Raw genomic sequence first — 23,559 nt, 5'->3', positions numbered from 1 at the left:
GCCCATGGCCGACAAACCTGCTTCTCCGCATCCTTTTGCCGATGTGCTCGCGCGCGTGCACGCGATTTGCGCTGTGCTTGCGACCGAGGACAAATGGCCTGATGGCATCGACTTTTCGCGGGTGGTGGTCGAGCCGCCGCGCGAGGCCAGCCATGGCGACATGGCAACCAACGCCGCAATGGTGCTCGCCAAGGAAGCCAAGGCCAAGCCGCGCGATCTCGCCGAGAGGATCGCAGCCAAATTGCGCGCCGACGAGCTTGTGGCGTCCGTCGAGGTCGCCGGCCCCGGCTTCATCAACCTGACCCTCAAGCCAAACGTCTGGACTGATGCCCTGCGCGCCGTGCTGCGCGAGGGCGCCGGCTACGGGCAAAGCGCGATCGGGGCCAAAGAAAAGGTCAATGTCGAGTACGTCTCGGCCAACCCCACCGGACCGATGCATGTCGGCCATTGCCGTGGCGCGGTGTTCGGCGACGCGCTTTGCAGCCTGCTGCAGTTCGCAGGGTTCGACGTCACGCGTGAATATTACATCAATGACGCCGGTGCTCAGGTCGACGTGCTCGCACGCTCGGCCTATCTGCGCTACCGCGAGGCGCTCGGCGAGGACATCGGCGCGATCCCGGAAGGGCTTTATCCTGGCGACTATTTGAAGCCGGTCGGGCAGGCGCTTGCCAAGGAATACGGCGACAAGCTGCTTTCGATGCGCGAGGCCGCCTGGCTGCCGGTCGTGCGCGACAAGGCGATCGCGATGATGATGGCCGAGATCAAGGACGATCTCGCCGCGCTCAACATCAAGCATGACGTGTTCTTCTCCGAGCGCTCGCTGATCGACACCGGCAACAACAAGGTCGCCGAGACCATCGATTTCCTGCGCGACAAAGGCGACATCTACGAGGGGCGTCTGCCGCCGCCGAAAGGCAAGCCGGTCGAGGACTACGAGGACCGCGAGCAGACGCTGTTTCGCGCCACCGCCTATGGCGACGATGTCGACCGGCCGCTGATCAAGTCGGACGGCTCCTACACCTATTTCGCGTCCGACATCGCCAATCATCGCAACAAGTTCGAGCGCGGCTTTCACAATCTGATCGATGTGTTCGGTGCCGATCATGGCGGCTACGTCAAGCGCATGCAGGCGGCGGTGAAGGCGGTGAGCGCGGGCAAGGCGGAACTCGACGTGAAGATCGTGCAGCTCGTCCGGCTGCTGCGTGACGGCGAGCCGGTGAAGATGTCGAAGCGCGCCGGCGAGTTCGTCACGCTGCGCGAAGTCGTCGACGAGGTCGGCTCGGACGCGGTGCGTTTCATGATGCTGTTCCGCAAGAACGATGCAGTGCTCGATTTCGATCTCGCCAAGGTGATCGAGCAGACCAAGGACAATGCCGTGTTCTACGTCCAGTACGGACACGCTCGCGGCCACTCGGTTTTCCGTAACGCGCGGCAGGAGGTATTACCCGACCTCCCGGACGAGGACGGCGCGCGGCGGGACTATCTTGCAGGGGCGGCGCTGGAGCGGCTGTCCGATCCGGCGGAACTCAGCCTTCTCAAGCAGTTGGCGCTCTATCCACGCATGATCGAGGCAGCGGCCGTCGCCCATGAGCCGCATCGGATCGCTTTTTATCTGTATGACCTGGCCAGCGAGTTCCACGCGCTGTGGAACAAAGGGGGCGATCTGCCCTATTTACGCTTCATTATGAATAATGATGCAGAGATCACAAGGGCGCGACTGGCAATGGTTCAGGGCGTCGTCTCGGTTCTGGCATCGGGTCTAGCTGTTCTAGGCGTCCACGCCCCAACCGAGATGCGGTAGCAGCAGGGGCGAAGCCTCTCGCGATGGGGATCGTGGGGGTACTTGGCAGGACCAACTCGTTCGCACCAGGAAGTTGCAGGCGACTTGGCGCTGTCCCGAAGGGGATGCAAGATCACGATGGCTGATCGATATCAAAACCGAACTTTTCCCGCCGACCTCGACTATGATCGCGGCAGCAATGCCGCGGGTCGGGCCGAAAGCGACCCGTTGGCCGAACTGGCGCGGCTGATCGGGCAGGCCGATCCGTTTGCCGCCAATCCGCCCAAGCCGCAGCCGGCGCCGCATCCTCTGCAGCCAGCGTCGCGTCCGCTGCAGTCGCGGGCCAATGTTCGCCCGCAGACCTATCAGCCGCAGGCTGAGGATGAGGAGGTGGACCTGCCGGCCAGCCCACCGCCCTGGATGCAGCGCGCTCGCCATGAGGTCGCGCCACCGCAGCAATATGCTGCGCCGTCGCAGGACTATGCTGGGCCGTCGGAGGACTACGAAGAGCCGGATCTTCACCCGAGCGCCGTGCACCCGCTGCACCGCTACACCGCGCAGCACGCCGCGGCGCCCGTGCCGACGCCGGAATATCGCACGCCGGTGCCGGAATATCGCGAGGAGTTGCCGCTCGATGAGCCCGCGCAGCAGCTTGATCCGTCGCGCTACGACGATGCACTCTATGGCCAGATCGAAGCCGGCGGGCAGGATTTTCAGCGCGAAGCGGCGTATCCCGACGACCCCTACGCATATCAGAACGACGCTTACGAGGACGAGGAGCCTCCGCCGCGCAGGCGCTCCAGCGGACTGATGACGGTAGGAGCCGTGCTCGCGCTCGCGGTGGTGGGCACGGGCGCAGCCTTTGCCTACCGGACCTATGTCGGCTCGCCCCGCAGTGGCGAACCGCCGATCATCAAGGCCGACAACAGTCCGACCAAGATCATGTCGCAGCCTGACGGTGCCGGCAAGGCGCCAGACCGCATCGCGTCCGGCGACGGCACGGAAAAGCTCATCTCGCGCGAGGAGACGCCGGTCGACGTCACCTCCAATACCGGTCCCCGCGTGGTGTTTCCGCCGTTGAACCAAAATGCCAACCCGCCGCCGGTGGCGAGCGTCGCTCCGTCGGCAGCTTCGCCGATGACCACGAGCGGCACGCTGCCGAACAATGAGCCGCGACGGATCCGGACGCTTTCGGTCAAGGGCGACGCGACCGATGCCGGCGTACCGGGATCGGCCCCGCCTCCGCCGGCCAAGCCCGCGCCTGTCACGCGGACGGCGTCTGCGAACCCGTCACACGGCAATCCGGCCTCCGCCAATGCGAGCGCCAACACGCCGATGTCGCTGGCGCCCGGCGCACCTCAGCCCGATCCGGCGCCGACCCGTGTCGCTTCGACCAATCCGACGGCCACCGTAAGCAGCGGAGGGTACGTCGTTCAGGTCTCCTCGCAACGAAACGAGGCGGATGCGCAGTCCTCCTACAAGGCGCTGCAGGGCAAGTATCCAAGCGTGCTCGGCTCGCAGTCGCTGGTCGTGAAGCGCGTCGATCTCGGCGAGAAGGGTGTGTACTACCGGGCGTTTGCCGGTCCGTTCAGCTCCCTGGATCAGGCGACGCAGGTTTGCAGCAGCTTGAAGGCCGCCGGCGGGCCGCAGTGCCTCATCCAAAGGAATTAACGGCGGTTTCCTTGACGCTCAGGATACATGCGGCCTAATCGGCCGCATGGTAAACCGAGCATTCATCACCGGCGTATCCGGGTTTGAGCTGACCGATGCCGAGCGCGAGTTCATTCGCGCCGAGCGGCCATGGGGCTTCATCTTATTCAAACGGAACGTCGAAACTCCCGATCAAGTATCTGCACTTGTTCGTGAATGCCGCTCCGTCGCAGGTCAAGCCGACGCGCCGGTCCTGATCGACCAGGAGGGCGGCCGAGTGCAGCGGCTTGGACCGCCCCATTGGCCCGTTTATCCCGCTGGAGCGGCGTTTGGAGCGCTGTACGATCGCGATTCGCAGCTCGGGCTTGCCGCGGCGCGGCTCAGCGCGAGGCTGATTGCCGCCGATTTGGGCGCTCTCGGGATCACCGTCGACTGCCTGCCGCTGGCGGATGTGCCGGTTGAGGGCGCCGACGCCGTGATCGGCAACCGCGCCTATGGAACTGATCCGGCCAAGGTGGCCGCCATCGCCCGCGCCGTTACCGACGGACTGGAGCAGGGTGGTATTTTACCGGTACTGAAACATATACCGGGTCATGGACGGGCCACGGCGGACACCCATTTCCGGCTGCCGACCGTTGATACGGCGAGGTCAGAGCTGGAACGGACCGACTTTGCGGCGTTCCGGCCGCTTGCGGACCTGCCGATGGCGATGACTGCACATGTTGTGTTTAGCGCGCTGGATCCCGCCCAACCGGCGACGACTTCTGCGACAATCATCCAACAGGTGATTCGCGACGGTATCGGGTTCCAGGGTTTGTTAATGAGTGATGACGTGTCGATGAACGCGCTCTCGGGATCGATCGCAGAGCGGACCCGGGCGATCATCAGCGCAGGCTGCGACATGGTCCTGCACTGCAACGGCAAGCTCGACGAGATGCGCGAAGTTGCGCGCGAGGCGCCGGAATTGACCGGCGAGGCGCTCGAGCGCGCCAAGCGCGCGCTGGCAGCACGGAAACCGCCGCTTCCGTTCGACCGGCTGGCGGCACGGGCCGAACTGGATGCCTTGATAGGACAAGTAGGTACGGCATGACCGCAGAAATTCTGTCGTTTGAGACCGGCCGGCCGGCTGAAGTCAGCGAGGACGAGCCGGCCCTGGTGGTCGACGTCGGTGGCTATGAGGGCCCGCTCGACCTCCTGCTGACGCTCGCGCGGCAACAAAAGGTCGACCTGGCCAAGATCTCGATCCTGGCGCTCGCCGACCAGTACCTGCAGTTCATCGAGGCGGCGCGGAAGATCCGGCTGGAGCTTGCCGCCGATTATCTGGTCATGGCGGCCTGGCTCGCCTACCTGAAATCACGACTGCTGTTGCCGGAGCCGCCGGCGGCGGAAGGGCCGAGCGCCGAGGAGATGGCGACCGCGCTCGCCAACCGGCTGCGGCGGCTTGAGGCGATTCGGGAAGCGGCGAACCGGCTGATGAACCGGCCGCAGTTCCAGCGCGATATCTTCCCGCGCGGCAATCCGGAGTCGATCGCCGAGATCAAGCATCCCAAGTTCACAGCGACGCTCTACGACCTGCTCACGGCCTACGCCACGCAGCGCCAGCAGCGGGTATTGGCCAGCGTACATCTGGCCAAGCGCACGGTGTGGTCGCTCTCCGAGGCGCGTGCCTCGCTGGAACGGCTGGTTGGTGCGGCCGATAGCGAGAACTGGAGCTGCCTCGACGAGTACCTGATGAACTACGTCGTCGAACCGTCGCAGCGGGCGACCGTGTTCGCGTCGAGTTTCGCTGCCGCGCTGGAATTGGTGCGGGAAGGCGAGATGGAACTGAACCAGAGCCGAGCGTTTGCGCCGCTCTATTTTCGTAAGCGTTTGCCGCAAGTGCCCGGTGCCACCGCGCCGGACCTTACGGCCGAGTAAGTGGAAGAAGGAGACCGAGCCATGGCAAGCCTGGCGGAAAAGCGCATGGAAGATGCCGAGGAGCACGTCACCGATCCGCAGGCGCGGCCCGAGGAATTGCGGGTTCTGGAAGCCCTGCTGTTTGCCTCCGCCGAGCCGATCGACCAGGCCACCTTAGCCAAGCGCATGCCCGAGGGCGTCGACGTCAAGGCTGCGCTGGCGCAACTGCAGGCGGAATACGCCCCGCGCGGGGTCAATCTGGTGCGCGTTGCCAACAAATGGACCTTCCGCACTGCAGGCGATCTCGCCTGGCTGATGACGCGCGAGACCACAGAGACGAAAAAACTGTCGCGCGCGGCGATCGAGGTGCTGGCGATCGTCGCCTATCACCAGCCGGTGACCCGCGCCGAGATCGAGGAGATCCGCGGCGTGGTCACCTCCAAGGGCACGCTCGACGTGCTCCTGGAAACCGGTTGGATCCGCCCCCGCGGGCGCCGCAAGACGCCGGGACGGCCGCTCACCTTCGGCACGACGGAAGCGTTCCTCTCGCAGTTCAGCCTGGAGGCGCTCGGCGACCTGCCGGGTCTGGACGAATTGAAGGGAACCGGTCTCTTGGATTCGCGCCTGCCCTCCGGCTTCAATGTTCCGACGCCATCGGACGATCCGACGCTTCGTGAGGACGAGGATCCGCTCGAGCCCGGCGACAATCTGGAACTGTTCCTGGCGCCGGTTGCCGAGCCCGAGGAGGGCAGTGGCAAGGATTCGGACTCAGAGGGCGCCGCCAAGGATTCGGATTCAGAGGGCGGTGGCGCTGCAGAGGATGATGGCAAGGATTCAGCCTAACCTCCGCAGCCGGAACGCCGTAGGTTAACGGTAGCAATATTGCGTAGCCGCGACAGCGATTTGCCGCGGCTTGAGTCCTTGTTTTTGACGCCCCGCGGGCCTACTTTCCGCTCGAAGCTTAGGCCGGTGCGCCGGTCGTCTTTGGAGGGTTTGCAGGATGGGTTCGCTTAGCATTTGGCACTGGATCGTGGTGATCGCAGTGGTCCTGCTGTTGTTTGGTCGCGGCAAGATTTCCGACCTGATGGGCGATGTCGCGCAGGGGATCAAGGCCTTCAAGAAGGGCATGCAGGACGATGACAAGACTGCAGAAAAGCCCGCCGAGCCGGTGAAGACCATCGATCACAACGCGGCGCCGTCGGCAGCGCGGTCGGACGTCGGCAGCAAGGCCGTCTAAGTTAGACGTCCCTTTGAGAAAAACCGCGCGCGCCCCCAAATCCTGTTAGAAGGGCGGGGGGCCATTTGCGCGTGAGCGGAATCTTTCATGTTCGATATCGGGTGGAGTGAACTGCTCGTCATCGCGGTCGTCGCGCTGATCGCCATCGGCCCGAAAGAGCTCCCCGGTGTGCTGCGGATGGTGGGCCAGTGGATGGGCAAGGCGCGCCGGATGGCCGCCGAATTCCAGGGCCAGTTCCAGGAGGCCATGCGCGAGGCCGAGATGGCCGATCTCAAGAAGAGCTTCGACGAAGTCAAGGAAGCCGCCACGGGCTTTACCAGCAATAACGTCATGACGTCGCTGCAGAAGGACGTCAACGACGCCATGCAGATCGGCGACATCGAGAAGCCCCCGGAGGTCAAGCCTGCGGATGCGCCGGCCGCTCTGCCGCCGGCATCGGAAAGTGATACGCCGGTCATTCCAACGACGCCGGCAGCGCCCACGCCGGAAACCTTTGTTGAAGCCGAGGCGCACGCGGCGGCAAACGAGCCGCTCGCGATCGTCAAAGAAGCTGAGCCGGCAGCGCCGCAGGACACGCCTGAGGTGCCCGACATGCAAAAGAGCGCGAAAGCGTCATGAGCGCCGAAGACATCGAAGCCAGCAAGGCGCCGTTGATGGACCACTTGATCGAGCTGCGCTCGCGGCTGATCAAGGCGCTGCTCGGATTCGGCGTGGCGTTCATCTTCTGCTTCTTCTTCGCCAAGCAGATCTACAACGTGCTGGTGTGGCCGTTCGTCTGGGTCGCAGGGCCTGAGAATTCGAAGTTCATCTACACCGCGCTGCTGGAATATTTCATCACCCAGCTCAAGCTTGCGCTGTTTGGCGCCGGCTTCATCTCGTTCCCGATCGTCGCCACCCAGATCTACAAGTTCGTCGCGCCCGGCCTCTATCGGCACGAGCGCAACGCGTTTCTGCCATACCTGATCGCGACCCCCGTGTTCTTCGTGGCTGGTGCGATGCTGGTCTATTTCGTGGTGTTGCCGATGCTGGTGCGGTTCTCGCTCGGCATGCAGCAGATGGGCGGCGCGGAGACGGCGCAGATCCAGCTCCTGCCGAAGGTCGGCGAGTATCTGTCGCTGATGATGTCGCTGATCTTCGCCTTCGGCATCGCGTTCCAGCTTCCGGTGATCCTGACGCTGCTCGGCCGCATCGGCATCGTGACGTCGAAGATGCTGCGCGAGAAGCGGCGCTATTTCATCGTCATCGCTTTCATCATTGCCGCGGTCCTGACCCCGCCGGACGTGCTGAGCCAGGCCTCGCTCGCGATCCCATTGCTGGCGCTCTATGAGGGCGCGATCATCGCCGTGCGCATGGTGGAAAAGAAGGCAGCCGCCTCCCAAGCCTCGACCGGCGGCACACCCAACGCCGCCAATCCGGCGGAGTAGGGCGTTATTCGTCATGCCCGGGCTTGTCCCGGGCATCCACGTCTTTTACAGACCGTGCAATCGAGGCGTGGATGGCCGGGACAAGCCCGGCCATGACGTAGGAATGTGGTCATGCACGACATCAAAGCGATCCGCGACAACCCCGAAGCTTTCGACGCCGCAATGAGCCGGCGCGGCTTTGCGCCCCTGTCGCCGTCGCTGCTGGCAATCGACGAGAGGCGCCGCGCGGCAATTCTGGCGTCCGAGCAGGCGCAGGCGCGGCGCAATGCGGCGTCCAAGGAGATTGGCGAAGCCAAGAAGGCGAAGGACGAGGCGCGCGCTGCCAAGCTGATGGCTGAAGTCGCCGACCTCAAGACCTCGCTGCCGGAGCTCGAGGCCGCCGCAAAAGTTGCCGATGAGGAGCTGAACACGCAACTCGCCGCGCTTCCGAACCTGCCGGCACAGGATGTGCCTGATGGCGTCGACGAGCACGGCAACGTGCAGCACCACGTATTCGGCGCACCGCGGCAGTACGGCTTCGCGCCGAAGCCGCATGACGATCTCGGCGGCGCTCTCGGCTACATGGATTTCGAGGCGGCCGCGAAATTGTCGGGCGCACGCTTCGTCGTGCTGAAGAAGGGATTGGCGCGGTTGGAGCGGGCGATCGGGCAATTCATGCTCGACCTGCACACCAATGAGCACGGCTACACCGAAATCAATCCGCCGCTGCTGGTGCGCAATGAGGTGATGTTCGGCACCGGGCAATTGCCGAAATTCGAAGACGATCAGTTCTGGGCGATCAAGGGCGAACTGCTGACGGCGGGTGAAGAGCGGCTGAAGAGCGAACGTCTCGGATTGATCCCGACCGCCGAAGTCTCGCTGACCAACTTGGTCCGCGAATCCATCGTCGACGAAAAAGAGCTGCCGATGCGGCTGACCGCGCTCACTCCGTGCTTCCGCGCCGAAGCGGGCGCTGCTGGCCGCGACACGCGCGGCATGATCCGCCAGCACCAGTTCACGAAGGTCGAGCTGGTCTCGATCACGACGCCGGAGACCAGCCGCGACGAACATGAGCGCATGCTGGCCTGCGCCGAGGAAGTGCTGCGTCAGCTCGATCTGCATTATCGCGTGATGACGCTGTGCGCCGGCGATATGGGCTTTTCCGCGCAGAAGACCTACGACATCGAAGTCTGGATGCCGGGACAATTTTCAGGTCAGGGCGATGGTGGCGCCTATCGTGAAATCTCGAGCTGTTCGGTCTGCGGCGATTTCCAGGCCCGGCGAATGGATGCGCGCTATCGCGCCGGCGATGGCAAGCCGCGCTTCGTGCATACGCTGAACGGCTCCGGCACCGCGGTCGGCCGAGCGCTGATCGCCGTGATGGAAAACTATCAGCAGCAGGACGGCTCGATTGCCGTTCCCGACGTGCTGCAGCCCTATATGGGCGGCTTGAAAGTGATCGAGCACGACAAGTGAAGTGAATCTGCAAGATGGCGCTGCATCGCGACATCTACTGGATCGGACGGCAATGGGCCGTCACCGGTTTCGGGATGCAGCTCATCGATCAAAGGCACGAGGGAAAGTTCGATATCGAGATCGCGAGGCTCTGGGACGAGGGGCTCGCGGGCGATCTGGGCGCGCAGAAATGGTTCGATCCGGTCGATTTCGGCAAAGGGCTTTGGGTCGCGCGGCAGCGCCACACGAAACCGCCGGCACCCGCTCAGGTCGACGTGGCGCCCGACGCGTCGGTCGCCGGGAAAGCGGAGGTTGCAACGGCTGGTGCCGTTGAGCCGCCACCGCGGAAAACCACTGGATCTCAGCTTCGGATCGCCGGCAGCGCCAAATTCCTGCGTCCCTGGCGAGTCCGGATGAAGCAGTAACAACCCGCAAGTCACCGGGTTTGCCTCTGCGGCGTTTGCCGGTTAAGACCTTTGGCAAGACAGGCGATCGAACAGGGCATTTTGACGGATGCGAATTCTCTGCACCAATGATGACGGCATCCACGCGCCCGGGTTGAAGGTCGTCGAGCAGATCGCGCGCGCTTTGTCCGACGATGTCTGGGTCGTGGCGCCCGAGCTCGACCAGTCCGGCGTATCGCATTCCCTGTCGCTGAACGATCCCTTGCGGCTGCGCGAGATCGGCCCGCGGCACTTCGCCGTCAGGGGTACGCCGACGGACTGCGTGATCATGGGCGCACGCCATATCCTCGGGGCCAAACTGCCGGATCTCGTGTTGTCGGGCGTCAACAAGGGCCGCAACGTCGCCGAGGACGTGGTCTATTCCGGCACCATCGCCGGCGCGCTCGAGGGCACCATTCTGGGCTTGCCGTCGTTCGCGCTGTCGCAGGAATTCAGCATCGAGACCCGTGAAAAGCCGCTCTGGGACACCGCGCTGCAATTCGGCCCCGACATCGTGCGCAGGGTGATGGATGCCGGCATCCCCAAGAACACGGTGATCAATGTCAATTTTCCGGCCTGCGTGCCTGACGACGTCAAGGGGATCCGCGTTACCCGGCAGGGTAAGCGCAATCTCGGTTTCCTGAAGATCGACGAGCGCCGCGACGGCCGCGGCAATCCATATTTCTGGATCGGCTTTGAGCGCACGGCGATGATGGATACGCCCGCGGAAGGCACCGATCTCGCGGCGCTCAGGGCGCACTACGTGTCGGTGACACCGCTGCGGCTTGACCGCACCGATGAAGCGTTTTCGGAAACGCTGACGTCGACGTTGAAATAGGGTTCGTAGCTTCGTTGCCCGGATGAAGCGAAGCGCAATCCGGGCTACGGATTCGATGCTAAACCGGCGCGCTCTTCAGCGTGCTGTCGATCAGTTGGGCGAGCGTTTCAAGCTGGAATGGCTTCTGCAGCGCGGGCCGATCGCGATATTCCTCCGGCAGGCCTGACGAGCCATAGCCGGTCGCGAAAATGAAGGGGCGGTTGCGCGCGTTGATCAATTCGGCGACGGGCGTGATTACCTTGCCGTTGACATTAACGTCGAGGATCGCGAGGTCGAACTCAGTCGATTGCGCGAGCTTGACCGCTTCTGAAATTTCCCCGGCCTCGGCCGCAACGCTGTGACCCAGCTCTTCCAGCATGTCGGCGACCATCATCCGGATCATGACCTCGTCCTCGACGAGAAACACAGAACAGCCCTCAGGCCGTGCGGTAGTCATGTCGGAATCCTTGCCTGTCCCTGCGCCACGTTCGCAAATATCTCCCGCAGGCGCAACGTAAACGTTCGCACTCATGCTCGCCTCACAGAGCCTCGATCATGCGTCGTTGCCGATCATATGGGTAATAAAAATACTTGCTCGCCAACGCCGCGCCATGGCTATGGTTCCGGGGAGGGAACGCGATCGTGAGGGAAATTTTCCTCAACGCGGGATTTCGAGTTGGTGTGGCATTAATCGGTTAGGATCGTGCTCGGCAACCGTGCCGCGCAGCAAGCTTACGAGACCCGCTATGGCCAGCACATCTGAGCCGCCCGAGAAAATGATGTTTCAGCTCGCGCTGCGGCGGCGCGGCATCAGCGACCAGTCGGTGCTTCGTGCGATGGAGGAGGTGCCGCGTGAGCGGTTTGTCGCGGCCAATGACCGCGACCATGCTTACCGCGACAGCGCGCTCGGCATTGCCTGCGGGCAGACCATCAGCCAGCCCTTCGTGGTCGCCTACATGACCGAACAGCTCCAACTCAACCGGGAGCACCGGGTGCTCGAGATCGGCACCGGCTCCGGCTACCATGCCGCGGTCCTCTCGCGGCTGTGCAAGCATTTGCTGACCATCGAGCGCTATCGGACATTGGCCGATACGGCCCGCCAGCGGCTGGAGAAGCTCGGCTACTACAATATCGAGGTCATGCTTGGCGACGGCTTCGACGTGCCTGCCGGGGGCGGCGATTTCGACCGCATCATCGTCACCGCCGCGATGGAGCAAATTCCGGAGAAGCTTTTGCAGCGGCTCGAGGTCGGCGGCATCCTGATCGCGCCGGTCGGCCCACACCATGGTACCCAGACCTTGGTGCGGGTGACCAGGACCGAGACCGGCTTCGAGCGCAAGGAACTGGTCGACGTGCGCTTCGTGCCGGCCCTGCCGGGGGTGGCGCGGGAACTGTAGAGTCTGGGGATTGCTGCCTCGCGCCAATACCTTATTCCGAAGGTTAAGCGGTTATTTACTCGGTACGTGTTTACTCAAAACAGTATTTTGTTGCGTACGAGTGAGTAACCATGTCCGCTCTTGTCGAGTTGCTTCGCTCGCGCCGCGTCCCGCAGGTGACGGTGCTGGCGCTGATGTCGGTCGGTTTTGCCGGGTGCAGCGGCGACATGTCGACGCGCTTCTCGCAAAACTCTTATTCCAGCAATCCTTTCGCCTTCGAGCCCCAGGCGACCGGCTCTGTGCCGCAGCAGCCGGTCGAGCGGCGTGAGTTGCCGCAATATGCGCGGCCGCAATCGCCCTATTCGCAGTCCCAGCCCTATCAGTCCCAGCCGCTGCCGCCGCCGGTTGCTGCGCCGCAATCCTATCCGGTCTCGAACTCCGGCGTAGCAGGGGGCGGGCGGGGCGTGGCATCCTATGCGCCGCCACAACAACCGCCGCGCCTTGAGGCGCCCCAGCAGCAACGTCTCGAGACGACTGCTGCCGTGCCGCAGTCGGTGGCGCGCGCGCCCGCAGGCCATGGCGGCACTACGATCATCGTCGGCACCAGCGATACGCTGGAAGTGCTGTCGAAGCGCTACAACGTCTCGACAGCCGAGATCCTGCGCGCCAACGGCTACAAAGGGCCGCGCGCGCTGTCGCCCGGCCAGCAGCTTGTCATCCCCCGTCCGGCTGCCGTTGTGGCGGCGCCGGCACCTGCCGTGGCGCCGCCGGCAAGCAAGCCGGTCGCGGTCGCAGCCACGGTCGGAGGCGTCCATTACGTCAACAAGGGCGACACGCTGCACAGCATCGCGCGCCAGCATCACGTCTCGCCGGCCGAGCTTGCCAAGGCCAACCATCTCGATCAGTCGGCCAGGCTCAGCCTAGGCATGAAGCTGACCGTCCCGGGCGCCAAGACCGCTGCGGCCGCGCCCACGGCGCCGGCAGTTGCGCCGGCTCCCGCTGCCGCGCCAGCCGCTCCGGCATCGAAGGTGGTTGCGACCGCCCAGCCGCAAAGCGCCCGGCTGGTTCAGCCCGCGGCGAATGTCGAAGCGCCTGCTCCGGCCGCGGAACCGGTGGCGGTCAAGCCCAGCGAGACCACGAGCTCGTTGCCGACCTTCCGCTGGCCGGCCCGCGGCAAGGTGATCACCGGCTATGGCGCCAAGACCAACGGCAAATCCAATGACGGCATCAACCTCGCGGTGCCCGAGGGCACGCCGGTGAAGGCCGCCGAGGATGGCGTGGTCGCCTATTCCGGCAACGAATTGAAGGGCTATGGCAACCTGGTCCTGGTGCGGCACTCGAACGGCTACGTCACCGCTTATGCCCATGCCAGTGAGCTGCTGGTGAAGCGCGGCGATACGATCAAGCGCGGCCAGGTGATCGCCAAGTCGGGCCAGTCGGGAGAGGTGAGCTCGCCGCAGCTTCACTTCGAGATCCGCAAGGGATCATCGCCGGTCGATCCGCTGCAATTCCTCAACGGCGCGTGAGGCCGTCTTCGTCATTGCCGGGCCTGACCCGGCAATCCATCTTTGAACAAAGCGCTTTTGTGAAGATCGATGGATACGCGGGTGAAACCCCGCGTAGGACGATCGAAATCTTGGCCTGCTCTGCGCGCCATGCTGGGCGCCTTACTTGCCCGCTAGCCTCACGCCAAGCCGGCCGGCCAATTCCTGCGTGAACTGCCAGGCGACGCGGCCGGAGCGGGAGCCGCGGGTGGTCGACCATTCCAGCGCCTCGCGCTCCAATTCCTCGCCATCGACCTTGATGCCGAAATGGTCGCAATAGCCTCTGACCATGGCGAGGTATTCATCCTGGCTGCAGCGGTGGAAGCCGAGCCACAGGCCGAAGCGGTCGGACAATGAGACCTTCTCTTCGACCGCTTCGCCGGGATTGATCGCAGTGGAGCGCTCGTTCTCGATCATCTCGCGCGCGAGCAAATGCCTGCGGTTGGACGTGGCATAGAGGATGACGTTCTCGGGACGTCCCTCGATGCCACCTTCCAGCACCGCCTTCAGCGACTTGTACGAGGCGTCGTTGCCGTCGAAGGAGAGGTCGTCGCAGAACACGATGAAGCGGAAATCGGAGGCGCGCAGCACTTCCATCAGCATGGGCAGGCTCTCGATATCCTCGCGATGGATCTCGATCAGCTTCAACCGGTCCGCGGGCTTGCGGTCGAGATTGATGCTGGCATGTGCGGCCTTCACCAGCGAGGATTTCCCCATGCCGCGCGCGCCCCAGAGCAGCGCGTTGTTGGCGGGCAGCCCGTTGGCAAAGCGCTCGGTATTTTCGATCAGGATGTCGCGCATCCGGTCGATCCCCTTGAGCAGGAAGATCTCGACGCGGCTGACGCGGGCGACGTTCGAGAGCCGTCCGTCCGGATGCCAGACGAAAGCATCGGCCGCACCAAGCTGCTCGCTTGCATCGGAGGCCGGGGCGGCGGCGGAGAGGTGGCGCGCGATCGCTTCCAGGGCGTTCGCGATCCGCTCCGCGGTGTCGCCGTTGGGCGCGCTTGCCGGACCTTTTGTCGCGGTTTTGCGGGGGCCTTTGGAGGCCAGTTTGGGCATGGCGCGAGGCGCTGATTTTTTGGCTTTTTTCGACATTTGCGCAGTTCCTGAGGGGGCAGCCTTTAACGGGCCTTGGCGGTTGCCGCAAGCGGCCTAAATGAGGGGCTGTTAACGTTGCAATTGGGCCGGCCGCCGCTATAGTCCGCGCGAATTTGCCCGGACCGGGCTTGACGCGCCAGGCGTCGCCGGTCCTTTTCCCGTCTCACGAGGATTGTCCGAATGCTGATTACTCCTGCGTTTGCCCAGGCCGGAGCCGGCGGCGATGCCAACAGCATGTTGATGTCGCTTCTGCCGTTCGCCCTGATCTTCGTGATCATGTACTTCCTGATTCTGCGCCCGCAGCAGAAGAAGGTGAAAGACCATGCCGAGCTCGTCAAAAACATTCGCCGCGGCGACACCATCGTGACCTCGGGTGGCCTCGTCGGCAAGGTGACCAAGGTGGTCGACGACGACCAGATCGAGTTCGAAATCTCCGATGGCGTCCGCGTGCGGCAGATGCGGCAGATGATCTCGGGCGTGCGCACCAAGGGCGAGCCGGCGAAGGAAAAAGCCGAGGCCAAGGACGAGACATCCGCGAAGTGATCGTCGCGCCGCAATTTTCGATCTGACAGGTCAAGGCGATGTTGTATTTCACGCGGTGGAAGGCGCTGGGGATCATCCTCACGGCGCTCGTGGTGTGCCTTTGCGCCGTGCCGAACTTTTTCCCGGAATCGCAGGTCAAGACCTGGCCGGGGTGGGCGCAGCGGCGCCTGGTGCTCGGCCTCGACCTGCAGGGCGGCTCCTATCTGCTGCTCGAGGTCGATTCCAACTATGTGAAGAAAGAGAAGCTCGACCAGATCCGCGACGACGCGCGGCGCGTGCTGCGCGACGCCAAGATCGGCTACACCGGTCTCAACGCGCGCAACGATGCCGTGGAGGTACGGATCAGCCGCGATACCGACCTGCCGACCGCGCTCTCCAAGTTGCGTGAGCTCTCGCAGCCGCTCGGCGGCTTGCTTGGTTCCAGCGGCCAGCGCAGCCTCGAAGTGTCCGATGCGGGCGGCGGGCTGATCCGCCTGACCGTGCCGCAGGCTGCCATCACCGAGCGCATCCGCCAGACGATCGAGCAGTCGATCCAGATCGTCGAACGCCGCGTCAACCAGCTTGGCACCGTCGAGCCGGTGATCCAGCGCCAGGGCACCGACCGCATCCTGGTGCAGGTGCCGGGTCTGCAGGACCCGACACGTCTGAAGGAACTGCTCGGCAAGACCGCGAAGATGGAATTCCGGATGGTCGACACCTCGGTGCCGCCCGACCAGGCCCAGCAGGGCAGGGTTCCGCCTGATTCCGAACTGCTGATGAGCGCGTCGACGCCGAAGATCCCATACGTCGTCAAGAAACAGGTGCTGGTCTCCGGCGGCGACCTGACCGACGCGCAGCCGGGATTCGACCAGCGCACCGGCGAGCCGATCGTCAGTTTCCGCTTCAATACCTCGGGCGCGCGGAAATTCGCCCAAGCCACGACCGAGAATGTCGGCCAGCCCTTTGCCATCATCCTCGACAATGAGGTGATCTCCGCGCCCGTGATCCGCGAGCCGATCACCGGCGGGCAGGGCCAGATCTCCGGCAGCTTCACGGTTCAGTCCGCCAACGATCTCGCGATCCTGTTGCGGGCCGGCGCGCTGCCGGCGCCGCTGACCGTGATCGAGGAGCGCACGGTCGGGCCGGGGCTCGGCCAGGATTCGATCGAGAAGGGCGAACTGGCGGCCTATGTAGGCTCGATCCTGGTCATCGTGTTCATGCTTCTGACGTATCGGCTGTTCGGCGTGTTCGCCAACATCGCCGTGGCCGTCAACGTCGCGATGATCTTTGGCCTGTTGTCGCTTTTGAACGCCACGCTGACGCTGCCCGGCATCGCCGGCATCGTGCTCACGGTCGGCATCGCGGTGGACTCGAACGTGCTGATCTATGAGCGTATCCGCGAGGAATTGCGGGGCGGGCGCAACGCGATCTCGGCGATCGATGCCGGCTTCAAGCGTGCGCTTGCGACCATTCTCGACTCCAACATCACCACCTTCATCGCCGCTGCGGTGCTGTTCTACATCGGTACCGGCCCGGTGCGCGGCTTTGCCGTCACGCTCGGGATCGGCATCATTACCACGGTCTTCACCGCGTTTACGCTCACGCGGCTGATCGTCGCGTGGTGGGTGTGGTGGAAGCGGCCGCAAAAGACCGTGCCGATCTGAGAGGCCCATTGTGACTCATTACGTTCTCATCGGCCTTGGCATCCTGATCGCCGTGCTGACCGTCGTCGCCGCGCTCGGCATCCTGCCGCCGCTGCGCATCGTCCCGGACAACACGCATTTCGATTTCACGCGTTTCCGCCGCATCAGCTTCCCGATCTCGGCGGTGCTTTCGATCATCGCGATCACGCTGTTCTTCACCCACGGCCTGAATTTCGGCATCGACTTCCGGGGCGGCACGCTGCTGGAAGTGCAGGCCAAATCCGGCAATGCCGCTATCGCCGCGATGCGCGCCACGCTCAGCACCTTGAACCTCGGTGAGGTCCAGTTGCAGCAGTTCGGCGGTCCGGCCAACGTCTTGGTCCGCGTCGCGGAGCAGCCCGGTGGCGACAGCGCGCAGCAGGAGGCCGTGCAGAAGGTCCGCGGCGCGCTCGGCGATTCCGTCGAGTATCGCCGCGTCGAGGTGGTGGGCCCGCGCGTCTCCGGCGAACTGCTGGCTTACGGCATGCTCGGCCTGATGGTCGCGATCGTCGGCATCCTGATCTATCTCTGGTTCCGCTTCGAATGGCAGTTCGCGCTCGGCGCCATGATCGCCAACGTCCACGATATCGTGCTGACGATCGGCTTCATGTCGGTCTCGCAGGTCGATTTCGACCTCACCAGTATCGCCGCGCTGCTGACGATTCTCGGGTATTCGCTCAACGATACGGTCGTGATCTACGACCGGATCCGCGAGATGCTGCGGCGTTACAAGAAGATGCCGATGCCGCAGCTCCTCAACGAATCGATCAACTCGACGCTGTCGCGCTCGATCATCACCCACGTCACCGTGACGCTCGCGCTGCTGGCGCTGCTGCTGTTTGGTGGCAACGCCATCCACAGCTTCACTGCGGTGATGATGTTCGGCGTGGTGCTGGTCGGCACCTACACCTCGATCTTCATCGCGGCGCCGATCCTGATCTATCTCGGCGTGGGCACCGTACGCGGCGACGCGCCGGAAACGCCGGCCAAGAAGCCGGAAGCAGCGGTCAAGAAGTAGCTCCATGGCTCAATCCTCGGACGCTCCACATCTTCCGAGGTCGGCGCCGATCGAGGCCTACGGCAAGGGCGGCTTCGCCTTTGCCGACATGTCGCATCGGGGCTCGCTGCTCTGCCTGCCCGATGGCATCTGGGCCTGGCCGGTGACGACGCCGCAGCAGATCGACCGATACTCGCTCGAACGTGTGTTCGCGAAGGCCAACATCATCGACACGCTGATCGTCGGCACCGGCACCGAAGTATGGATAGCGCCCAAGGCGCTGCGGGATGCCTTGCGCGCGGTGCATGTGGTGTTGGATACGATGCAGACGGGGCCTGCGATCCGCACCTACAACATCATGTTGGGCGAGCGTCGGCGGGTGGCGGCGGCGCTGATTGCGGTGCCATGACCGAGTCCGGGTCCGGCCGCACGGACGCCGCGGCATTCTGCGCCGACCTGGTGCGCACGCATGATTTCGCGCGCTATGCCTCCACGCTGTTCGTGCCGGCGCGCGAACGCCGCGCGCTGCTCGCGATCTACGGCTTCAACGCCGAAATTTCCCGCGTTCATGAGCTGGTCAGCCAACCCTTGCCCGGCGAGATACGCCTGCAATGGTGGACCGACATGCTCGCAGGCAGCGGCCATGGCAGCGTCGAAGGCAACCCGGTGGCTGCGGAACTGCTGCTCGCGATCAGGAATTTCCGGCTGCCCGTTGAGCCGCTGTCGCGGCTGGTCGAGGAGCACCAGTTCGATCTCTACAACGATCCGATGCCGTCGATGGCGGCGCTCGAGGGCTATCTCAACGAGACCGCCTCGGCGCTGTTCTCGCTCGCTGCGCGCGTGATGGCCCAACCCTCCGAGGAGATCGATCACCTCGCACAGCACGCCGGGCTCGCGCAAGGTATCGCGCAAGTGATCGCCGCATTGCCGCGCGATGCTTCGCGGCGGCAATTGTTCCTGCCACTGCAGTTCCTTGAGCAGCACGGCGGCGGAATCGAAGACGTGTTCTCCGGCAAGCAGACGCCCCAACTGCGCGCGGCGATCGACCAGCTCATCAGTGAGGCGAGCAGTCATCTGAAGACCGCGTTCTCGCTGCTGCCGACGGTCCCGCCGGCGACGCGGCCGATCTTCCTGCCATTGGCGCTGGCCGAGCGCGATCTCGCGCGGATATCGCGGGCCGGCAGCAATCCCTTCGCCCTGCAGGTCACATCACGGCTGCGGGTCCTGTGGACCACGTGGCGGGCGTCGCGGCGACGGGAGTTCGGCGGCTAACACCGCGCATTACTTGCCGATGTGCTTGGTGAAGATCCTGATCGTGCGGCCTTTCACGACCGGGCCGGCATCGAACAGGCCGGACGCGATCTTCTCGATCTCGTCGCGCAGCGACACAAACTGCCCCTGCCGCGCGATGCTCGGTGTGCCGCGCGTTCCCGCAAGCTCGTCCATCGCGGCGTCGCTGATCTGACACTCCACGGCTTCGCCGTCGTTCAACATCGTGAACGTGAATGCGAGCCGTTCGGAATCATGTCCGCCAATCTTGCCACGCGTCAGCGGCATTGAAGCACTCTCCTTGGGATCGATTCCAAAGGTGCTTCGCAACGATGGCATTGTCGAGGTGGCGATGCCGAACGGTTACCGCGTCAGCCGATCCATTTCCGCGACCTCGAAATTGAATCGGTCGCGAAGATTCTTGCGCTGCTCAAGGATGTCCTTGAGGAAGGCGCGGTCGGTCTCGTTCTGCATCATCGGCTCGATCAGGTCGATCTGGTTCATCGCCACGAGCTGCAATATCTCGGTGCGCGGCTTGCCCGCGGCATCGCGCGGCAGCGCATGGACGACCTGGATATGCTCGGGCGGCTTGACGCCCTTGGCTGAGGCAAGCGTGTTGCGCAGCTTCTTCTCCAGCGCGGCCTCGTCGGCTTCCACAAAGGCATAGAGCCCGACGCCGACGCGGCGGTCGGCGAAAGCGACGATCGCGGTGTCGCGCACTTCAGGGTTCTTCCGGATCAGATCAATCAGGACCGGCGCGTCATTGACCAGCCGCCGGCCGCCGCCTTCGCGATCGGTGAAATTGAAGAGTCCGCGGGTGATCGCCTGGTAGACCTTCTTGCCGGTCTTGAGCCAGACGCTGGCGACGACGGACTTGCGTGCGAGGATCTTGCGTTCCTTCGGGGTCAGCGCCTCCGGCGCATAGCTGCGCTTGTGCTTCAGCAGGTGCCGCAAGTCCTCATAGGCCGCGATGCGGAACAGACGGCTGCGGCGCTTGAAGCAGGCGGCGAGCTGGAAATCGGTGAGATAGGCGCGGCCGTTGCGGCCGACCAGCCAGTTCTGCTCCTTGGCGAGATCGTTGTGGCAGATGCCGGCGCGGTGCAGTCTGCGCAGCGCATCCTTGGCCGAGCGGAAATAGGCGACATCGCCATGTGGCTTGGCCAAGTGCAGCGCCACGCCGTCGATGAACCCGCGTACCAGCGCGCGTTGTCCCGCCCACAGCATTTTCGGTCCGACGTCGAGGTCGCGCGCCAGCGACAGCGCGCGCCGCTCGCGCGAAAACAGGTGCAGCGCCAGTGGAAACGACCAGAACGGCACCAGGTCGAGTCGGCGCAGCACCGCATCGGTTTCGCCGGTCTCGATGCGGAAACGGCCGCGCTCGACGGTCGAGAACACGTCGCGCTTGAGCAGGACTCCTTCGCGCCATCGCGCCGACAGGGTGGCGGCGTCGTGTTTCGGCAAGCTCATGGCTCAAGCCGCCGCCGCGACGTGCAAATGCTCCGATATCCAGCGGTCGAGATCGGCAAGCGCGCGGGCGGACATCGCCTGCTTCTTCGCTACCGTCTTCTCGTTGCCGCGGAGCCGCGTGCCGTCGGATTTCTTCGTTGGCGGGCTGGCCAGCGGCGGGAACAGGCCGAAATTGATGTTCATCGGCTGGAACGAGCGCGGACCCGTGTCGATGGTCTCGATATGGCCGCCGGTGATGTGGCCGAGCAGCGCGCCAAGCGCCGTGGTCGAAGGCGGCGGCGCCAGCGAATGGCCGCGAGCGTCCGCTGCGGCATAGAGGCCGGTGAGCAGGCCGATGCTGGCGGACTCCACATAACCTTCGCAGCCGGTCATCTGGCCGGCGAAGCGCAATCGCGGCTCGGCGCGCAGCCGTAGTTGTGAATCCAGAAGCTTGGGCGAGTTCAGGAAGGTGTTGCGGTGCAATCCGCCGAGCCTGGCGAATTCGGCATGCTCGAGACCCGGAATGGTGCGGAACACGCGCTGCTGGGCGCCGTGCTTCAGCTTGGTCTGGAAGCCGACCATGTTGTAGAGCGTGCCGAGCTTGTTGTCCTGGCGAAGCTGTACGATCGCGTAAGGCTTTGTTGTGGGATCGTGAGGATTGGTGAGGCCAACCGGCTTCATCGGACCGTGCCGCAGCGTCTCGCGCCCGCGCTCGGCCATCACCTCGACCGGCAGGCAGCCGTCGAAATAGGGGGTGTTGGTCTCCCAGTCCTTGAAGTCCACCTTCTCGCCGGCCAGCAGCGCGTCGACGAACGCGTCATACTGCTCCTTCGTCATCGGGCAGTTGATGTAGTCGGCGCCGGTTCCGCCTGGGCCGACCTTGTCGTAGCGCGACTGGAACCACGCCACGTTCATGTCGATGGAGTCCTTGTGCACGATCGGCGCAATGGCATCGAAGAAGGCGAGCGCGCTTTCGTCGGTGAGCTCGCGGATGGCGCCCGCCAGCGGAGCCGAGGTGAGGGGGCCTGTCGCAACGATCACATTGCGCCATTCGGCGGGCGGTAGGCCCGCGATCTCCTCGCGGCGAATCTCGATCAGGGGATGGTCGTTGAGGGCCTTGGTGACCGCCGTGGAGAACCCCTCGCGATCGACCGCCAGTGCCCCGCCGGCGGGCACCTGGTTGGTATCGGCGGCGCGCATGATCAGCGAGCCGAGCCGGCGCATCTCGGCATGCAGCAGGCCGACCGCGTTGTTGGCGGCGTCGTCGGAGCGGAAGGAATTGGAGCAGACGAGCTCGGCAAGGCCATCGGTGCGATGGGCCTCGGTCATCCGTTGCGGGCGCATCTCGTGCAGCACCACGCGCCCGCCGGCGCTCGCCACCTGCCAAGCGGCTTCGGAACCGGCAAGGCCGGCGCCGATGATGTGGACAGGATCTGGAAAAGGTTTGGTCGCAGTCATCGCGCAGGGTTAGCGCGTTTTTTCCGCGAGCGCATCTGAAACCGGGCAGAGAAACTGGGGAGAGAATACGAGAACGCCCGCGTAAAGCAGCGGGCGTTATCCGTTCATTGATGGGCTGACAAACGATCAGCCGTTGTAGTGCCCAGAGGCGACGCGCGGGATATCGGAGCGATCGAGGCCGATGTCCGCCAGCTCGCGATCGCTAAGCTGCGACAGCTCGGCAACATTACGCTGATAATCCCGGAAAGCCCGGATCATGCGGATGAGCGAGAGTAACATGGTAGTCTCCTAGAAATTACGATTCAGCGTTTCGGCACGCGTCATCGTTGATGAAGTGAACATAAGTTGAGTTGATGCGGTGCGGTAGCGCTTATGTTGCGATGCAGCTAAGTGAAAAATGCATGACAAAGTAAGGGTCGATTAACCCTTCATGGGGCTGCCCGAGAAGGCGCGGGCGCCCCGGGTGTGAGGCCTGTCGGAGATCAGAAAAGGCCCGTAAAATCACTGGCTTGTTATAAGAATAGCATCTCTGTCGCCCCTAAAGCATATCGTTGCCATCAGTGCCGAAATCAAACGTTGAAACCCGGTTGGCGTCATGCGGAGGTCAACTCGCAAGGGCTCGCTTCTCATGCGTGATTCGCATGCGTCTCTTAGAAATGAAATAAAAATCATTTCTTCTGGGGCAGATTTAGAAGAACATTTCTTCGCCATCTTAGGAGTTGGCGGTCGGACCGAGCGCCCGAAGCCAGGCGCAGGATCATCGTCTGGCAGACCGTCCACCCCTCAGCGTAGTCACCCAAGGATGTTCGCACGAAGGGCTCGTTGCCGACGCTGAACCCGCAGTTCCCGGTCCGCGGGAATTCGGTTTCGTGAGGAGAGGAGACGGCACGTCGCACCGGGCGAGCGGCAACGATCTCTTACGCGGCGTTTCCTTACCGGGCTGTAATGAAAAATCGATGCAACGCATGCGTGCTTTGCTCGCAGCGTCGATCACATCTCTATCGCGCGGAATTCATTCTGAACTTTTCGATGATGAGCGAACAATCGCTGTCACGGATTCCGGCAATGACGTCGGCTTCCGTTCAAAGAAGACGGAAATGGGGAAAATACTATGCGCAACAAACTGATTGCAGCGACTGCGATGGCTGCCATTGCTTACGCGGCCATTCCTGCCCACGCCGCCAAGGTGAGCGCCGGCTGCAGCGGCGACAATCTCACCAAGACTGAATCCATGGTCGAGAACATGGCGGACGGTCCAGGCAAAATCGTGGCGCAAAAGGAGATTGCCCAAGCCCAGGACGCTCTGCTCGGTGGCAAGATGGGCGTGTGCGCGGCGCATCTGAACAAGGCCATGCACGCGGGCGAGGCGAAGTAGGAGGCAAGGCTTCTCGAAGGTGCCGATCGTCCTGCGGCGATCGGCTCCTTAAAGACAGAGGGGCGTCAGATTTCTTTTTGACGCGTTTGCTTGACGCGAACCGGCGTCCAC

Annotated in this window: 25 protein-coding genes; 19 read left to right on the top strand and 6 right to left on the bottom strand. The window is 63.8% G+C overall.

Annotated elements, in window-relative coordinates; genetic code table 11:
• The first annotated feature begins 4 nt into the window (after positions 1-4).
• From argS to surE, 11 genes are all read left to right on the top strand, one after another.
• Entirely contained in the window at positions 5-1,801 is a 1,797-nt protein-coding gene (argS, locus tag AC5ZG1_RS27085; RefSeq protein ID WP_496134587.1) for an arginine--tRNA ligase, read from the top strand.
• Positions 1,802-1,918: 117 nt separating this feature from the next.
• Positions 1,919-3,451 carry an SPOR domain-containing protein gene (locus tag AC5ZG1_RS27080; RefSeq protein WP_496134586.1) on the top strand — a complete coding sequence of 511 codons (1,533 nt, stop codon included), beginning with the start codon at positions 1,919-1,921 and terminating at the stop codon, positions 3,449-3,451.
• Between the two features lie 46 nt (positions 3,452-3,497).
• Entirely contained in the window at positions 3,498-4,520 is a 1,023-nt protein-coding gene (gene nagZ, locus AC5ZG1_RS27075; RefSeq protein WP_496134585.1) for a beta-N-acetylhexosaminidase, read from the top strand.
• Positions 4,517-5,347, top strand: coding sequence for a segregation and condensation protein A (locus AC5ZG1_RS27070; RefSeq protein ID WP_455997429.1), 831 nt, complete (start codon positions 4,517-4,519; stop codon positions 5,345-5,347). Before nagZ ends, AC5ZG1_RS27070 begins: the two co-directional genes overlap by 4 nt.
• Before the next feature lie 21 nt (positions 5,348-5,368).
• Complete coding sequence (scpB, locus tag AC5ZG1_RS27065; protein ID WP_496134584.1) at positions 5,369-6,169, top strand: SMC-Scp complex subunit ScpB; 801 nt, start codon at positions 5,369-5,371, stop codon at positions 6,167-6,169.
• Positions 6,170-6,326: 157 nt separating this feature from the next.
• Positions 6,327-6,563: a twin-arginine translocase TatA/TatE family subunit gene (locus AC5ZG1_RS27060; protein WP_028165598.1), complete on the top strand. Its 237-nt coding sequence runs from the start codon at positions 6,327-6,329 to the stop codon at positions 6,561-6,563.
• An 87-nt stretch (positions 6,564-6,650) separates the two neighbouring features.
• Positions 6,651-7,181 (top strand): Sec-independent protein translocase protein TatB, encoded by a 531-nt coding sequence (tatB, locus tag AC5ZG1_RS27055; RefSeq protein WP_028165597.1) that lies wholly within the window; start codon positions 6,651-6,653, stop codon positions 7,179-7,181.
• A complete protein-coding gene (tatC, locus tag AC5ZG1_RS27050) occupies positions 7,178-7,987 on the top strand; it encodes a twin-arginine translocase subunit TatC (protein WP_496134583.1) in 810 nt (269 codons plus the stop codon). Before tatB ends, tatC begins: the two co-directional genes overlap by 4 nt.
• Positions 7,988-8,098: 111 nt before the next feature.
• Complete coding sequence (gene serS, locus AC5ZG1_RS27045) at positions 8,099-9,442, top strand: serine--tRNA ligase (RefSeq protein WP_028165595.1); 1,344 nt, start codon at positions 8,099-8,101, stop codon at positions 9,440-9,442.
• Between the two features lie 14 nt (positions 9,443-9,456).
• Positions 9,457-9,846: a hypothetical protein gene (locus tag AC5ZG1_RS27040; protein WP_130226375.1), complete on the top strand. Its 390-nt coding sequence runs from the start codon at positions 9,457-9,459 to the stop codon at positions 9,844-9,846.
• Between the two features lie 88 nt (positions 9,847-9,934).
• On the top strand, positions 9,935-10,702 hold the full coding sequence (surE, locus tag AC5ZG1_RS27035; protein WP_028165593.1) for a 5'/3'-nucleotidase SurE: 768 nt from the start codon (positions 9,935-9,937) through the stop codon (positions 10,700-10,702).
• A gap of 58 nt (positions 10,703-10,760) precedes the next feature.
• On the opposite strand, the gene AC5ZG1_RS27030 is transcribed toward surE, so the two are convergent.
• Entirely contained in the window at positions 10,761-11,138 is a 378-nt protein-coding gene (locus tag AC5ZG1_RS27030; RefSeq protein WP_028165592.1) for a response regulator, read from the bottom strand.
• 289 nt (positions 11,139-11,427) lie between these two features.
• On the opposite strand from AC5ZG1_RS27030, the gene AC5ZG1_RS27025 reads away from it, so the two are divergent.
• Entirely contained in the window at positions 11,428-12,078 is a 651-nt protein-coding gene (locus tag AC5ZG1_RS27025; RefSeq protein ID WP_496134582.1) for a protein-L-isoaspartate(D-aspartate) O-methyltransferase, read from the top strand.
• 110 nt (positions 12,079-12,188) lie between these two features.
• Complete coding sequence (locus AC5ZG1_RS27020) at positions 12,189-13,583, top strand: peptidoglycan DD-metalloendopeptidase family protein (RefSeq protein ID WP_496134581.1); 1,395 nt, start codon at positions 12,189-12,191, stop codon at positions 13,581-13,583.
• A gap of 141 nt (positions 13,584-13,724) precedes the next feature.
• Here AC5ZG1_RS27020 and AC5ZG1_RS27015 read toward each other — a convergent pair whose 3' ends face one another.
• Positions 13,725-14,696: an ATP-binding protein gene (locus AC5ZG1_RS27015; RefSeq protein ID WP_456644354.1), complete on the bottom strand. Its 972-nt coding sequence runs from the start codon at positions 14,694-14,696 to the stop codon at positions 13,725-13,727.
• A 183-nt stretch (positions 14,697-14,879) separates the two neighbouring features.
• Between AC5ZG1_RS27015 and yajC the strand changes: the two genes are divergently transcribed.
• Genes yajC through AC5ZG1_RS26990 form a run of 5 tightly spaced genes read left to right on the top strand, consistent with a single transcriptional unit; the run spans position 14,880 to position 19,172 of the window.
• Positions 14,880-15,242, top strand: coding sequence for a preprotein translocase subunit YajC (gene yajC, locus AC5ZG1_RS27010; protein ID WP_028165588.1), 363 nt, complete (start codon positions 14,880-14,882; stop codon positions 15,240-15,242).
• Positions 15,243-15,280: 38 nt separating this feature from the next.
• Positions 15,281-16,885, top strand: a complete 1,605-nt coding sequence (secD, locus tag AC5ZG1_RS27005; protein ID WP_496134580.1) for a protein translocase subunit SecD — start codon at positions 15,281-15,283, stop codon at positions 16,883-16,885.
• Between the two features lie 10 nt (positions 16,886-16,895).
• A complete protein-coding gene (secF, locus tag AC5ZG1_RS27000) occupies positions 16,896-17,921 on the top strand; it encodes a protein translocase subunit SecF (protein ID WP_496134579.1) in 1,026 nt (341 codons plus the stop codon).
• A 4-nt stretch (positions 17,922-17,925) separates the two neighbouring features.
• On the top strand, positions 17,926-18,309 hold the full coding sequence (locus AC5ZG1_RS26995) for an Mth938-like domain-containing protein (protein WP_028165585.1): 384 nt from the start codon (positions 17,926-17,928) through the stop codon (positions 18,307-18,309).
• A complete protein-coding gene (locus AC5ZG1_RS26990; protein WP_496134578.1) occupies positions 18,306-19,172 on the top strand; it encodes a phytoene/squalene synthase family protein in 867 nt (288 codons plus the stop codon). The genes AC5ZG1_RS26995 and AC5ZG1_RS26990 overlap by 4 nt, the downstream gene beginning before the upstream one ends.
• Positions 19,173-19,181: 9 nt before the next feature.
• On the opposite strand, the gene AC5ZG1_RS26985 is transcribed toward AC5ZG1_RS26990, so the two are convergent.
• The 4 genes from AC5ZG1_RS26985 to AC5ZG1_RS26970 form a co-directional block, all read right to left on the bottom strand.
• Complete coding sequence (locus AC5ZG1_RS26985; RefSeq protein WP_130226368.1) at positions 19,182-19,457, bottom strand: DUF1488 family protein; 276 nt, start codon at positions 19,455-19,457, stop codon at positions 19,182-19,184.
• 75 nt (positions 19,458-19,532) lie between these two features.
• On the bottom strand, positions 19,533-20,636 hold the full coding sequence (locus AC5ZG1_RS26980; protein WP_496134577.1) for a serine/threonine protein kinase: 1,104 nt from the start codon (positions 20,634-20,636) through the stop codon (positions 19,533-19,535).
• 3 nt (positions 20,637-20,639) lie between these two features.
• Positions 20,640-22,073, bottom strand: coding sequence for a methylenetetrahydrofolate--tRNA-(uracil(54)-C(5))-methyltransferase (FADH(2)-oxidizing) TrmFO (gene trmFO / locus AC5ZG1_RS26975; RefSeq protein WP_496134576.1), 1,434 nt, complete (start codon positions 22,071-22,073; stop codon positions 20,640-20,642).
• Between the two features lie 126 nt (positions 22,074-22,199).
• Positions 22,200-22,352: a DUF1127 domain-containing protein gene (locus AC5ZG1_RS26970; protein WP_080663824.1), complete on the bottom strand. Its 153-nt coding sequence runs from the start codon at positions 22,350-22,352 to the stop codon at positions 22,200-22,202.
• Between the two features lie 832 nt (positions 22,353-23,184).
• Here AC5ZG1_RS26970 and AC5ZG1_RS26965 point away from each other — a divergent pair.
• On the top strand, positions 23,185-23,448 hold the full coding sequence (locus AC5ZG1_RS26965; RefSeq protein WP_028165580.1) for a hypothetical protein: 264 nt from the start codon (positions 23,185-23,187) through the stop codon (positions 23,446-23,448).
• The last annotated feature ends 111 nt before the right edge of the window (positions 23,449-23,559 follow it).

This window comes from Bradyrhizobium sp. Leo78 (genome assembly GCF_059512425.1).
Note: the sequence above shows the minus strand (reverse complement) of the source record. Positions and strands in the feature narration are given on the sequence as shown.

Excerpts from the sequence above, each read along its gene's own strand:
- tatB (WP_028165597.1), top strand. The coding sequence starts at position 6,651 with ATGTTCGATATCGGGTGGAGTGAACTGCTCGTCATCGCGGTCGTCGCG.
- tatC (WP_496134583.1), top strand. The coding sequence starts at position 7,178 with ATGAGCGCCGAAGACATCGAAGCCAGCAAGGCGCCGTTGATGGACCAC.
- AC5ZG1_RS27040 (WP_130226375.1), top strand. The coding sequence starts at position 9,457 with ATGGCGCTGCATCGCGACATCTACTGGATCGGACGGCAATGGGCCGTC.
- scpB (WP_496134584.1), top strand. The coding sequence starts at position 5,369 with ATGGCAAGCCTGGCGGAAAAGCGCATGGAAGATGCCGAGGAGCACGTC.
- AC5ZG1_RS26970 (WP_080663824.1), bottom strand. The coding sequence starts at position 22,352 with ATGTTACTCTCGCTCATCCGCATGATCCGGGCTTTCCGGGATTATCAG.
- AC5ZG1_RS27030 (WP_028165592.1), bottom strand. The coding sequence starts at position 11,138 with ATGACTACCGCACGGCCTGAGGGCTGTTCTGTGTTTCTCGTCGAGGAC.
- AC5ZG1_RS27015 (WP_456644354.1), bottom strand. The coding sequence starts at position 14,696 with ATGTCGAAAAAAGCCAAAAAATCAGCGCCTCGCGCCATGCCCAAACTG.
- surE (WP_028165593.1), top strand. The coding sequence starts at position 9,935 with ATGCGAATTCTCTGCACCAATGATGACGGCATCCACGCGCCCGGGTTG.
- AC5ZG1_RS27070 (WP_455997429.1), top strand. The coding sequence starts at position 4,517 with ATGACCGCAGAAATTCTGTCGTTTGAGACCGGCCGGCCGGCTGAAGTC.
- AC5ZG1_RS27025 (WP_496134582.1), top strand. The coding sequence starts at position 11,428 with ATGGCCAGCACATCTGAGCCGCCCGAGAAAATGATGTTTCAGCTCGCG.
- AC5ZG1_RS27020 (WP_496134581.1), top strand. The coding sequence starts at position 12,189 with ATGTCCGCTCTTGTCGAGTTGCTTCGCTCGCGCCGCGTCCCGCAGGTG.
- argS (WP_496134587.1), top strand. The coding sequence starts at position 5 with ATGGCCGACAAACCTGCTTCTCCGCATCCTTTTGCCGATGTGCTCGCG.
- AC5ZG1_RS26995 (WP_028165585.1), top strand. The coding sequence starts at position 17,926 with ATGGCTCAATCCTCGGACGCTCCACATCTTCCGAGGTCGGCGCCGATC.
- AC5ZG1_RS27080 (WP_496134586.1), top strand. The coding sequence starts at position 1,919 with ATGGCTGATCGATATCAAAACCGAACTTTTCCCGCCGACCTCGACTAT.
- serS (WP_028165595.1), top strand. The coding sequence starts at position 8,099 with ATGCACGACATCAAAGCGATCCGCGACAACCCCGAAGCTTTCGACGCC.
- nagZ (WP_496134585.1), top strand. The coding sequence starts at position 3,498 with ATGGTAAACCGAGCATTCATCACCGGCGTATCCGGGTTTGAGCTGACC.
- AC5ZG1_RS27060 (WP_028165598.1), top strand. The coding sequence starts at position 6,327 with ATGGGTTCGCTTAGCATTTGGCACTGGATCGTGGTGATCGCAGTGGTC.
- AC5ZG1_RS26965 (WP_028165580.1), top strand. The coding sequence starts at position 23,185 with ATGCGCAACAAACTGATTGCAGCGACTGCGATGGCTGCCATTGCTTAC.
- yajC (WP_028165588.1), top strand. The coding sequence starts at position 14,880 with ATGCTGATTACTCCTGCGTTTGCCCAGGCCGGAGCCGGCGGCGATGCC.
- AC5ZG1_RS26980 (WP_496134577.1), bottom strand. The coding sequence starts at position 20,636 with ATGAGCTTGCCGAAACACGACGCCGCCACCCTGTCGGCGCGATGGCGC.
- trmFO (WP_496134576.1), bottom strand. The coding sequence starts at position 22,073 with ATGACTGCGACCAAACCTTTTCCAGATCCTGTCCACATCATCGGCGCC.
- AC5ZG1_RS26985 (WP_130226368.1), bottom strand. The coding sequence starts at position 19,457 with ATGCCGCTGACGCGTGGCAAGATTGGCGGACATGATTCCGAACGGCTC.
- secD (WP_496134580.1), top strand. The coding sequence starts at position 15,281 with ATGTTGTATTTCACGCGGTGGAAGGCGCTGGGGATCATCCTCACGGCG.
- AC5ZG1_RS26990 (WP_496134578.1), top strand. The coding sequence starts at position 18,306 with ATGACCGAGTCCGGGTCCGGCCGCACGGACGCCGCGGCATTCTGCGCC.